This window comes from Allofournierella sp. CML151 (assembly GCF_027853465.1).
Taxonomy (GTDB): Bacteria; Bacillota; Clostridia; order Oscillospirales; family Ruminococcaceae; genus Allofournierella.
This window is the reverse complement of record NZ_JAPNNW010000005.1, coordinates 1-12,626: the sequence shown is the minus strand read 5'-3', so window position 1 is coordinate 12,626 and position 12,626 is coordinate 1. Positions and strand designations below refer to the sequence as shown.

Sequence of the window (12,626 nt, the reverse complement as noted above, 5' to 3'; positions counted from 1 at the left end):
TTGAACCCCATATTCAGGAGGAAATCATATGGCTAAGATCATTGGCAACGCATTGCCCAACATCCCCTGGCAGGACCCTCCTGCCGAATCCCGCCTGCCCCTGTGGCGCTATGATGCCAACCCCATCATCGGCCGCGACGGCAACAAGCGCTCCAACAGCGTGTTCAACAGCGCCGTGGTTCCCTTCGGCGACGGCTTTGCCGGTGTGTTCCGCTGCGACAGCATGTCCATCAGCATGGACATCTTCGCCGGCTTCAGCAAGGACGGCATCCACTGGACCATCGACGACGAGCCCATCCATCTGGTGGGCGAGGACCCGGAGATCACCAAGCGGGAATACCGCTATGACCCCCGCGTCTGCTACATGGACGGCAAGTACTACGTGACCTGGTGCAACGGCTACCACGGCCCCACCATCGGCATCGCCTGGACCGAGGACTTCAAGACCTTCCACCAGCTGGAGAATGCCTTCCTGCCCTACAACCGCAACGGCGTGCTGTTCCCCCGCAAGATTCAGGGCCGCTACATGATGATGAGCCGCCCCAGCGACACCGGCCACACCCCCTTCGGCGATATCTTTGTCAGCCAGAGTGAGGATCTGGTCTACTGGGGTCGTCACCGCTACATGATGGGCGCTGTGAAGGGCGACGAGTCCGCCTGGCAGAGCCTGAAGATCGGCCCCGGCCCGGTGCCCATCGAGACCGATGAGGGCTGGCTGCTGATCTACCACGGCGTTATCAACACCTGCAACGGCTACGTCTACCGCATGGGCGCCGCTCTGCTGGATCTGGACGAGCCCTGGAAGGTCAAGGCCCGCGGCAAGGATTACATCCTGGCTCCCCATATGCCCTATGAGTGCATGGGCGACGTGCCCAACGTCACCTTCCCCTGCGCCGCCCTGGCGGACGCAGAGACCGGCCGCATCGCCGTTTACTACGGCTGCGCCGACACCGTGACCGGCCTGGCCTTCACCACCGTGGATCGCCTGCTGGACTACATCAAGTCCAATTCCTTCGACTGCACCTCCGGCGGGGAGATGGTCTGATTGTCTCAGGATAACATCCTGCTCATCACCACAGACCAACAGCGGTTCGATACCATCCAGGCGCTGGGAAACTCCAGCATCTACACGCCGCATCTAAACTATTTGTATACATAAGGCACCGCTTATACTCGCTGTTATGCCGATTGTCCCATCTGTGTGCCTTCCCGCACCACTCTGATGACCGGCCTGCGCGGGTATGAGAGCGGCGTGGTCACCAACGAGACCCACGCTCAGGTCATGAGGCAGGCCACCGCCCGCCGGGCCACCCTGCCCGCCCTGCTCACCGATGCCGGGTACCAGACCCGCGCCATGGGCAAGATGCACTTCGACCTCGTGCGCGCCTGCTACGGCTTCGAGAGCATGACGCTCCCCATCGACTATCTGCGGAGCTGCGAAAAGCAGGGCCAGCGTCCCAAGACCCACGGTGCTATGGAGTGCGAGCTGGTGCCCGCACTCTCCACCGTGGATACCAGGGACAGCATCAACACCTGGATCGTGGACGGCTCCATCGACTTTCTGGAAACGAGGGCCCCCTTGCGGCCCTTCTTCCTCTGGACCAGCTTCACCAAGCCGCATCCTCCCTTTGATCCCTGCAGGGATTTCTGGGAGATCTACGACGGCATCCCCATGCCCGAGGCGGTATACGGCGACTGGTCCCGTGACCTGGACGCCGCGCCCCAGGGCTTTCTGGCCGGAAGCTACGAGAACACCGACGTGCATCTCTACAGCCCCCAGCAGCTGGCAAACACCCGCCGCGCCTACTATGCAATGATCTCGCAAGTGGATTATGCGCTGGGCCGGCTGTTTGCCTGCCTGCGGGAAAACGGCCTGGACAAGAACACCTGGGTCATCTTCACCTCCGACCACGGCGAGATGCTGGGCGACCACCACATGTCTCAGAAGAACCTCTTCTTTGAGGGGTCTGCCCACGTCCCCTGCCTGATCATGCCGCCCCGGGGCCGCGAGCTGTTCCGGATGCTGCTGGAGCACACTGCCAAAACCCGTCCGCAAGCCCTGGAAAACGGATATTTCCGCACGTCTCCCGCACCTTCCCGGCCGGGAGACGTGGGGTTCCGCTGGCTGGGCTTCCACTATCACGATTTCAATTACGACGTATTTCATTAACCCGAGCCCGCCTGCGCGGGCTTCCAAGCGCAAAAGGAAAAAACTATGGAAACTATGAGCTTTTTGGACAAGCGGATCAACGGCATCTGCACCGAGCTGCAGAAGCTGTCTGTGAAGCAGAAATTCCCCACCGACAACTGGCTGTACAAGCCGGGCAACTTCCTGCGCCCCGAGGACGCGGACGCTGATCCCGCTCCCTTCGAGGCCTTCGACTGCCGCACCATGCACTGGTACGGCCCCGACAAGCACTACTGGTTCCGCGCCGACGTGACCGTTCCCGAAGAGATGGACGGCAAGCCCCTGTGGATGCACGTGTGCACCCAGATCGACGAGTGGGACGACGCCAAGAACCCCCAGTTCCTGCTGTTTGTGAACGGTGTGGTCACCCAGGGCATCGACATGAACCACCGGGACGTGCTCCTGGACCGCTGCGCCAAGGCCGGTACCCAGTACCGCCTGGAGCTGCAGGCCTACACCGGCATCCTGCACACCGAGTTCAACCTGATCGTGGACCTGCGCGAGGTAGACCCGGAGATCGAGGGCCTGTACTATGACCTGGCAGTGCCCCTGCAGGCCTTCCCCCGCCTGGATGCGGACAGCAAGGCCCGCCGGGACCTGGAGCGTGTGCTGAACGACGCCATCAACCTGCTGGACCTGCGCACCCCCTACAACGAGAGCTTCTACGCCACCGTGGCCCAGGCCCGGGAATTCCTGGCCAAGGACCTTTACACCGACCTGGCCGGTCACGACGAAGTGATCGCCAGCTGCATCGGCCACACCCACATCGACGTGGCCTGGTGGTGGACCGTTGCCCAGACCCGCGAAAAGGTCTGCCGCAGCTTTGCCACCGTGCTGAAGCTGATGGAGGAGTACCCCAACTACAAGTTCATGTCCAGCCAGCCCCAGCTGTACTACTTCCTCAAGCAGCGCTATCCTGAGCTGTTTGAGCAGATCAAAGCCCGCGTGGCCGAGGGCCGCTGGGAGCCCGAAGGCGGCATGTGGGTAGAGGCCGACTGCAACCTGACCAGCGGCGAGAGCCTGGTGCGTCAGTTCCTGTACGGCAAGCGCTTCTTCCAGGAGGAGTTCGGCCTGGACAACCGCATCCTGTGGCTGCCCGACGTGTTCGGCTATTCCGGCGCTCTGCCCCAGATCATGAAGAAGTGCGGCATCGACTACTTCATGACCACCAAGCTGGCCTGGAACCAGTTCAACAAAATGCCCTACGACACCTTCATGTGGCGCGGCATCGACGGCACCGAGATCCTGACCCATCTGGTCACCACCCTGGGCGTTGGCCAGGATAAGAAGGACTTCTTCACCACCTACAACGGCATCCTGCATCCGGACGCCATCATCGGCGGCTGGCACCGTTACCAGCAGAAGAACATCAACAACGATATTCTGGTCTGCTACGGCTACGGCGACGGCGGCGGCGGCCCGACCCGTTCCATGCTGGAGACCTCTGCCCGTATGGAAAAGGGCGTGGAGGGTCTGCCCAAGGTACGCCAGGCCTTCGCCCGCACCTACTTCGACGAGCTGAAGGAGCGCGTCTCCGGCAACCGCCGTCTGCCCACCTGGGAGGGCGAGCTCTACTTCGAGTATCACCGCGGCACCCTGACCTCCATGGCCCGCAACAAGCGCTCCAACCGCAAGGCCGAGCTGCACATGATGGACCTGGAGCTGCTGAGCGTTCTGGCTGCTGCTCAGGTCGCCTACCCCACCGAGGCCATCGACCGTCTGTGGCACGGCATCCTGATCAACCAGTTCCACGACATCCTGCCCGGTTCCTCCATCCATGAGGTATACGAGGTCACCAAGGAAGAGTACGCTCAGATGGAGGCCGAGATCGGCACCCTGTGCGCCGAGCGCCTGACCGCTCTGACCCCCGCCGGCAGCGGCATGACCGTTTACAACACCACCGGCTTCGGCCGCAACGACGTGGTCGAGCTGGGCGAGTGCAGCGCTGCTGCCCTGACCGACGAGACCGGCCGCGTTTACCCCGTACAGCAGACCGAGAACGGCGCGGTTGCCTTCCTGGCCGATCTGCCCTCCAAGGGCCGCAAGACCTTTGCGGTTGCCGACAAGGCCGAGCAGGCCAGCCGTTTCGCCCTGAGCGAGGATGGCCACACCCTGGAGACCCCCTTCTACACCGTGCGCTTCGACGAGCAGGGCGGCATCGCCGGTCTGTTCGACAAGGAGAACCGCCGCGAGGTGCTGCAGGCCGGCAAGACCGCCAACCTGCTGCGTGTCTTCGAGGATAAGCCCATCTACTACGACAACTGGGATATCGACATCTACTACACCGAGAAGTTCTGGGATGTGACCGATCTGCGCTCCTTCACCTGGACCGAGCAGGGCCCGGTGCGCGCTACCCTGCACATCGAGCGCGAGTTCAGCAACTCCACCATCTCTCAGGACATCCACTTCTACGCGGACATCCGCCGCATCGACTTCGTGACCACTGTGGATTGGCATGAGCATCAGCATCTGCTGAAGGTGCAGTTCCCCGTGAACGTACACACCGACGAGGCCACCTTCGAGGTCCAGTACGGCAACCTGACCCGCAAGACCCACACCAACACCAGCTGGGACAAGGCTCGCTTCGAGAGCTGCGGCCAGAAGTGGGCCGACCTGTCCGAGGGCCACTACGGCGTCAGCCTGCTGAACGACTGCAAGTACGGTCATTCCGTGAAGGACAGCTGCATCTCCCTGACTCTGATCAAGTCCGGCATCGAGCCCAACCCCACCACCGACCAGGAAGTACATCACTTCACCTACGCTCTGTACCCCCACGTCGAGACCTGGCGTGCTGCCGGCACTGTGCGTGAAGCCTTCTTCCTCAACCAGCCCGCTCTGGCTGTGGCTGGCGGTGAGCCCGGCGAGGCCTTCAGCCTGGCCGTGTGCGACGCTCCCAACGTGGTTGTGGAGACCATCAAGCAGGCCGAGGACGGCGACGGCGTGATCGTGCGTATGTACGAGAGCGAGAATGCCCTCACCGACACCGTGCTGCACTGGGGCCGCCCCGTGGCCGAGGCGGTAAGCTGCGACTGCATGGAGCAGCCCGACGGCGAGCCCGTTTCCCTGGAGGACGGCGGCATCCGCTTCACCATCAAGCCCTACGAGATCAAGACGCTGCGCATCCGCTGAGCCGCGCCTTCCCACACATTCACAACAGGCCGCAAGGCCGCGAGGATCATTCCTATGGCTATGGAATTTTTACCGCAGCCCAAACGGGTGGAGTCCCGTTCGGGCGCAATGACCCTGACTCCGCACACCCGCATCGTGCTCTGCCCCGGCACCGCGCCGGAGGCTCTGCTCTATGCGCAGATGCTGCAAAACGCCATTCGTGACCAGGCCGGGCTCTGCCCGGCCCTTGGTCGGGGCGAAGCCTTTTCCGGCGACATCGCCCTGCGCGTGGACAGCACGCTGGCCGACCGCTACACGCTGACCGTGGGCAGCGAGGGCGCCACCCTCTGCGCTGGCACCGACGAAGGCCTGTGCAACGGCGTGCAGACCCTGATCCAGTACCTGGAGCGCCACGGCGCGGTACTGCCCTCGGTATTCATCGAGGACTGGCCCGACCTGGCCAACCGCGGTTACTACCTGGACTGCTCTCGCGGCCGGGTACCCACCCTGGATTACTTAAAGCGGGTGGCGGATCTGCTCTGCCGCTACAAGGTCAACCAGTGGCAGCTGTACATCGAGCACACCTATCTGTTCCGGGATCTGTCCGAGGCCTGGCGGGACGACACCCCCCTCACCGCCGACGACATCCTGGAGCTGGACGCCTACTGCGCCGCCCGTCACATCGAGCTGGTGCCCTCCCTGTCCAGCTTCGGCCACATGTACAAGATCCTGTCCACCAAGACCTGCTGCGACCTGTGCGAGCTGCCGGATTCTGAAAAGATCCCCTTCAGCTACACCTACGCCGGTGCGCACCACACCCTGAACGTCTCCAACCCGGACGTGCTGGACTTTGTGAAGAAGCTGATCGACGAGTACCGTCCGCTGTTCCGCACCAACAAGTTCAACATCTGCGCCGACGAAACCTTCGACCTGGGCAAGGGCCGCAGCAAACACCTGGCCGACGAGCTGGGCGAAAAGGCCCTCTACGTGAGCCACGTGAAGGCCCTGTGCGAGTACCTGGTATCCCAGGGCTGCATCCCCATGTTCTGGGGCGATATCATGTGGCGTTTCCCCCAGAGTTGCGCTGAACTGCCCAAGGAGACCATCTGTCTGAACTGGGGCTATCTGCCCAACCAGCGGGAAAACGAGATCCGCGACATCGCGGCCAGCGGCATCACCCAGTATGCCTGCCCGGGCGTATGCGCCTGGAACCAGTGGGTTCCCCTGTACCGGTATGCCTATTCCAACATCCGGCTCATGTGCCACCACGCCCACAAATACAAGGCCATCGGCCTGCTGAACACCGACTGGGGCGACTACGCTCACATCAACGACCCCCGTCTCACCATCCCCGGCATCCTGTACGGCGCAGCCTTCAGCTGGAACGCCGAGCCGGTGGAGGCCGACGAGCTGAATGAGGCGGTATCCCGCATTGGCTACGGCGATACCTCCGGCAAGCTGATGGCTGCTCTGACCGAAATGTCCGACCATGAGGTCTTCGACTGGCGGCACGTGGTCAACTGGATGGACGGCGACGAGGCCCGCCGGGCCGAGCTGCTGGCGGAAGTGAACATGACCAAGGTTCCCGAGGCCAACGCCGCCGTAAAGGAAGCCCTTTCCCAGGTGCTGGCCTGCGCCCCCTTCCTGCCCGCGGGCAAGAAGGAGATCATCAGCCTGGCCAGCGTCACCGCCGAGAGCGTGCTGCTCTGGAACGAGATCGGCGTCTGGCTGACCGGTCCCCGCACCGAGGACCCGGACCTGGCCGCCCGTCTGGAGCACTGGTATGCGCTGTACCTGAACCAGTGGCGTCAAATCAGCCGTGAAAGCGGCCTGCCCAACCTGACCCGGCTGATCGTGCGTTACGCCGACCTGCTGCGCGGGCGGCAGATGCAGGCGGAGTAAAACGCCGGGAGGCAGATCATGGGCTGGTTTCGTCAACTGTTTTTTCCGTCTGAACCGCCCACCGAATCGCAATTGGAGGCCGGCCGCCACGCTCTCATCACCGAGGGCGCCGTGGCGGCCGTCCTTTATTCGGTGGGAACCGGCAACTTCCTAGCCGGGTATCTGAGTCAGCTGGGCGCATCCATTTCCTTCTGCGCCTTTGTGGCCATGATTCCGCAGCTGGGCTGTGTACTGCAATTTTTCTCCCCGTTTCTGTTTGAACGCATCCACCACCGCAAGCTGTCCATCTGGCTGCTGTGCGTGGTCTACCGCTTCTCGCTGGCTGCGGTGTTCCTGGTGCCTTTGGCGGTGCCGGGCCACGCCGAGGCCCGCTGGGTGGTGCTGGCGCTCTATACCATCGCTTTTTTTGCCGCGGGTGTGGTCACTCCCGGCCTTTCCCACCTGACGCTGGGCCTCGCACCGGACGGCAGGCGCGGCGCCTTCTTTGCCCGCAAGGACATCACGGCGGTCTGCGTCAACAGCGCCGCCACCCTGGTGATGGGCCGTCAGCTGGACTACTTCACCCGCATCGGCCGCCCGGACGCGGGCTACCTGCTCATCGGCGCGGTCTGTGCCGCTCTGGCGATCCTGGACGCGCTGCTGCTGGGCCTGGTTCGGGAAAATCCGGTGGCCTTCGTGAGCAAGCTGCGCCCGGCCGATATTCTGCGCCCTGTGCGGGACAAAGCCTACCGTCCGCTGCTGCTCTACTGCATCCTGGGCGGTCTGCCGGGTGGACTCTCCACCCCGTTTCTGTCGGTGTACGAGCTGCGGGTTCTGAACCTGAGCCACAGCTTCATCACCACGGTGGGCGTGGTCTCCGCCGTGGCCGGCATGGCCGGCAGCTGGTACTGGGGCCGTCTGGCCGACGCTGCGGGCTGGCGGCGGGTCATCTGGCTCACCGCCGCGATCAACCTCTCCTGTACGCTGGGCTGGGCCTTTGTGCGCCCCTCCTGGGCGCCCTTCACGGCCCCCATTCTGATGGTGGCCACCGCCGCCTGCTCGGGCGGCGCATCCATCGCCAGCATGAACCTGCAGTTCGCCTCCAGTCCGGAAAACGCAAAGACCACCTACATCGGCGTAACCTCGGCCACCGCCAGCATCGCAGCCTGTCTGTCCGCCAGTGTGGGCACCACATTGCAGCCCCTGCTGCAAAATGTTCTGGGCAACTCCAGCATCCCCTGCCTGTTTTTGCTGGCGGCGGCGCTGGGCTTTGCCAACCTGGCCGTGAACGGCCGTAAATTGCCCAACAACAAATCCTGATCCCCTTGGGAGGAATGTTTTCGATGTTTCCCTATCAAGACCCCAAGCTTCCCGTGGAAGAGCGCATCGACGACCTGCTCGGCCGGATGACGCTGCGGGAAAAAATTATGCAGACCGACCAGTATTTCTCCGGCGACTTCACCACCCAGGATGAAAACGGCCAGGTGACCGCCATGGATATGGACCGGTTTGACGCACTGCTGCAGGGCCACAGCGTGGGCAGCGTGCAGCTGCGCGGCATGACCGCCGCCCTGGCCAACCAGGTGCAGCGCTACGCTCTGGAAAAGACCCGTCTGGGCATCCCCTTCCTGTTCAGCGAGGAGGCGCTGCACGGCCTGTTCAACAACCGTGCCACCAGCTTCCCCCAGCAGCTCGGCCTGGCCGCCACCTTCCACCCGGAGCTGGGGCGGCAGATGGGCCACGCCATCGCCACCGAGACCCGGGCCATGGGCATCCACGAGAGCTACAGCCCGGTGATGGACCTGATCCGCGACCCTCGTTACGGCCGCGGCGAGGAATCCTACGGCGAGGACACCCACCTGTGCGGCGAATTCGCCCGCGAGGTGGTGCGGGGCATGCAGGGCGACGACCTGACCGCTCCGGACGCCATTGCCGCTGAGCCCAAGCATTATGTGGGCTACGGCAACCCGGTGGGCGGTCTGAACTGCGCCCCCTGCACCATGGGCCGTCACGACGTGTTCAGCGACTGTCTGCCCGTGTTTGAATCCGCCTTTGTGGACGGCGGCGCCATGAACGCCATGTGCAGCTACAACTCCATCGACAGCATCCCTGTCTCCATGGACCACGAGCTGCTCACCGACGTACTGCGCGGCCAATACGGCATGCGGGGCTTTGTGCGCACCGACTTGACCGCCGTCTCCCGCCTGTACGACTGGCACTTCATCGCCCCCACGCCGGAGGAGGCCGTGCGCCTGGGCGTGGAAGCGGGCGTGGATCTGCAGCTCTACGACTTCCCTCATGACGTATGGCAGAATGCCCTGGAGCATCTGGTGGAGAGCGGAAAGCTGGACCCCGCCATCCTGGACACCGCCTGCCGCCGCGTGCTGCGGGTGAAGTTCCTGCTGGGGCTGTTCGAGAACCCCTTCACCGACGAGACCCGTGCGGAGAAGGTGCTGCGCTGCCCCGATCATCTGGAGCTGGCCCGGCGCATTGCCCGGGAAAGCGTGGTTCTGCTGAAGAACGACGGCCTGCTGCCCCTGCGCAAGGACCTGGGCTGCATCGCGGTCATCGGCCCCGGCGCGGACGAAGCCGCCCTGGGCGACTATTCCGAGGCCCGCGGCCGCACCGGCCAGGTGACCGTGCTGGACGGCATCCGCAATGCGGTGGCCCCCGGTACCCGGGTCATCCACGCCCGCGGCTGCAACATTCTGGGCCAGGCGCTGCATCCCTTTGACCCCAGCATGCTCTGCGACGAAGAAGGCAACGCCGGTCTCACCGGCCGTTACTACAACGGTCCCAGACCCGAAGGCACCCCGGTGCAGACCCGTACCGACCGCACCGTAAACTTCAACTGGATCTTCTCGCTGCCCCACCCCGAGCTGGATGCCGGCTGCTTCAGCGTGGCCTGGACCGGTTATGTCTGCATGCCCAAGACCATGGATGGCTGCATCGGCCTGAGCACCCAGGACAGCATGCGCCTGTACATCGACGATGAACTGCTCATCGACGGCTGGGGCCCGGACAAGAGCGCCGATCAGGCTCTGGACTTCCGCTTTGAGGCGGGCCGCCGCTATAAGGTGCGCATCGAGTTCACCAACGACGGCCGCGGCGCCCGTGTCATCTTCGGCTACAGCGCCGGCCGTGAGGATTTTGATGCGGCAGTGAACGCCGCCCGTCAGGCCGACGTGGCCATCCTCTGCATGGGCGATAACGAAGAGACCAGCGGTGAAAACTTCGACCGCACCTCTCTGGACCTGCCCGGCCGCCAGCTGGAGCTGGTCAAGGCCGTGTATGCCACCGGCACCCCGGTGGTGCTGCTGCTCCAGAGCGGCCGTCCGGTGAGCGCCAACTGGGAGAACGAGCATCTGCCCGCCATCCTGGAGGCCTGGTTCCCCGGCGAACAGGGCGGCGCAGGCATTGCCGACGTGCTCTTCGGCGATGCGGAGCCCAGCGGCCGTCTGCCCATCACCTTCCCCCGCAGCGTGGGCCAGATACCCTGCCATTACAGCCGCCGTCCGGGCGGCGGCAAGCGCTACGTGGAGATGGACTGGCTGCCCCTGTATCCCTTCGGCTACGGCCTGGCCTACACCACCTTCGCTTATCATGACCTGAAGCTGGACCGCACCCAGATCGCTCCCGGCGAGACCGTCACCGTGGAATTCACGGTGGAGAACACCGGAAGCCGTGCCGGTGTGGCGGTTCCCCAGATTTATGTGCGGGACTACTTCAGCTCGGTGGTCAAACCGGAACGTCAGCTGGCCGCCTTCACCCGCGTGGAGCTGGCCCCCGGCGAGTCCCGCCGCGTGAGCGTATCGGTTGGTCCCCGTGCCCTGCGCACCCTGGGCGCCGATTACGTCTGGCGGGTAGAGCCCGGCGATTTCGAGATCCAGCTGGGCGACAACGCCGAAAACATCCTGCTGCGCACCGATCTGACCGTGTGCGGCTGACCGGATTCCTTACAGCCGCACAGGCGGGCCGCATCCAGCGGCACCGCCTGTGCGGCACTCTTGTAATTCATCCCAGAAAGGACGACCAAAGCATGGCTATGTTGAAACTGAAACCCACCTGTAAGGATTACCTGTGGGGCGGCGAAAAGCTGCGCACCGACTTCGGCATCGAGAGCGACCTGAACCCCCTGGCCGAGGCCTGGGTGCTCTCCTGCCACAAGGACGGCCCCTCCACCATCGTGAACGGCCCCCACGCGGGCCAGACCCTGGCGAACTACATCGCCGCTCAGGGCCGGGGCATCCTGGGCACCAACTGCGAGCGATTCGAGGATTTCCCCATTCTGACCAAATTCATCGACGCCAAGGGCAACCTGTCCATCCAGGTTCACCCCAGCAACGAATACGCCCTGGAGTACGAAGGCCAGTACGGCAAAACTGAGATGTGGTACATCCTGGACTGTGAGCCGAACGCCTTCCTCTACTACGGCTTCGATCACGAGATCAGCCGAGAGGAATTCGAGCGCCGCATCCAGGACAACACCCTCACCGAGGTGCTGAACGCCGCTCCTGTGCATAAGGGCGATGTGTTCTTCATCCCCGCGGGCACTCTGCACGCCATCTGCCAGGGCATCGTGATCGCCGAGATCCAGCAGAACTCCAACGTGACCTACCGGGTCTACGACTACGGCCGCGTGGGTGCAGACGGCAAGCCCCGCGCCCTGCACATTCCCCAGGCGCTAGCCGTCACCGAGCTCCAGCCGCCCAAGAATCACGATTTCGGCGGTCATCTGGCCCAGTGCGACTACTTCACCGTGGACGCATATATCAATGATTTCAAGGGCACCGCTGGTCCGGAGAGCTTCGTTTCCCTCTTGGTGGTAGACGGCGAAGGCGAAGTAAGCTGCAATGGCGAGACCCTGCCGGTCAAGAAAGGTGACAGCATCTTCCTGCCCGCAAACAGCGGCGATTTCACCGTCACCGGCACCCTGCAGACCCTTTGCACCCGGGTGTGATTTTTCCGATCAACAACTCAACAACAGGAAAGGCGCCCGACTCGGGCGCCTTTTTCTTATCACCAATTGTATATAAAAGAATATATTCAAGCAATTGTATAACATAATCTGGCCGTGTATCTGCTTTGATCCAGCAGCTTTCCCGCCCACTTATAAAAAGGAAGGAGTCACAAACAGGGCATCTCTCGGGCCGCCTCCTTTTGGTGCACTTCCAGACGAAGGCGTTAAGAAAAACATGCCGGTGGCATGTTTTTTAGCCTGAGAGTCCCTGCGAGCTGAACCGGAGCGCCTCAGCGCGAACGGTGAAGCCGCCCCCACAGGGGGAAGTGGACCAAAAGAAAAGCGAGCATCGTTCAATGCCCACCCCTTTGTGGTGCACTTCTAGACGAAGGCGTTAAGAAAAACATGCCGGTGGCATGTTTTTTAGCCTGAGAGTCCCTGCGAGCTGAACCGGAGCGCCAACAGCGCGAACGGTGAAGCCGCCCCGCA

Annotated in this window: 6 protein-coding genes and 1 pseudogene; all 7 read left to right on the top strand. The window is 63.2% G+C overall.

All coding sequences use genetic code 11. The features are described from left to right. Nucleotides 1-28 precede the first annotated feature (28 nt). The gene (locus PH256_RS05145; protein WP_270913246.1) at nt 29-1,045 is read left to right on the top strand and encodes a glycoside hydrolase family 130 protein; all 1,017 of its coding nucleotides are present in this window, start codon (nt 29-31) and stop codon (nt 1,043-1,045) included. A 126-nt stretch (nt 1,046-1,171) separates the two neighbouring features. Further along, a pseudogene (locus tag PH256_RS05140) lies at nt 1,172-2,170 on the top strand (sulfatase-like hydrolase/transferase); the annotation flags it as partial. Nucleotides 2,171-2,215: 45 nt separating this feature from the next. Beyond that, a complete protein-coding gene (locus tag PH256_RS05135; protein ID WP_333766282.1) occupies nt 2,216-5,317 on the top strand; it encodes an alpha-mannosidase in 3,102 nt (1,033 codons plus the stop codon). Between the two features lie 60 nt (nt 5,318-5,377). Further along, a complete protein-coding gene (locus PH256_RS05130) occupies nt 5,378-7,198 on the top strand; it encodes a beta-N-acetylhexosaminidase (RefSeq protein WP_270913245.1) in 1,821 nt (606 codons plus the stop codon). Nucleotides 7,199-7,216: 18 nt separating this feature from the next. After that, nucleotides 7,217-8,497 carry an MFS transporter gene (locus PH256_RS05125; RefSeq protein WP_087182828.1) on the top strand — a complete coding sequence of 427 codons (1,281 nt, stop codon included), beginning with the start codon at nt 7,217-7,219 and terminating at the stop codon, nt 8,495-8,497. Nucleotides 8,498-8,520: 23 nt separating this feature from the next. Then, complete coding sequence (locus PH256_RS05120; RefSeq protein ID WP_270913244.1) at nt 8,521-11,124, top strand: glycoside hydrolase family 3 C-terminal domain-containing protein; 2,604 nt, start codon at nt 8,521-8,523, stop codon at nt 11,122-11,124. Nucleotides 11,125-11,216: 92 nt separating this feature from the next. Beyond that, nucleotides 11,217-12,137, top strand: coding sequence for a type I phosphomannose isomerase catalytic subunit (locus PH256_RS05115; RefSeq protein WP_270913242.1), 921 nt, complete (start codon nt 11,217-11,219; stop codon nt 12,135-12,137). Nucleotides 12,138-12,626: the final 489 nt, after the last annotated feature.

What these genes read in the sequence shown, in the direction of transcription:
- PH256_RS05145 (WP_270913246.1), top strand. Translation starts at nt 29, where the DNA reads ATGGCTAAGATCATTGGCAACGCATTGCCCAACATCCCCTGGCAGGAC.
- PH256_RS05135 (WP_333766282.1), top strand. Translation starts at nt 2,216, where the DNA reads ATGGAAACTATGAGCTTTTTGGACAAGCGGATCAACGGCATCTGCACC.
- PH256_RS05130 (WP_270913245.1), top strand. Translation starts at nt 5,378, where the DNA reads ATGGAATTTTTACCGCAGCCCAAACGGGTGGAGTCCCGTTCGGGCGCA.
- PH256_RS05125 (WP_087182828.1), top strand. Translation starts at nt 7,217, where the DNA reads ATGGGCTGGTTTCGTCAACTGTTTTTTCCGTCTGAACCGCCCACCGAA.
- PH256_RS05120 (WP_270913244.1), top strand. Translation starts at nt 8,521, where the DNA reads ATGTTTCCCTATCAAGACCCCAAGCTTCCCGTGGAAGAGCGCATCGAC.
- PH256_RS05115 (WP_270913242.1), top strand. Translation starts at nt 11,217, where the DNA reads ATGGCTATGTTGAAACTGAAACCCACCTGTAAGGATTACCTGTGGGGC.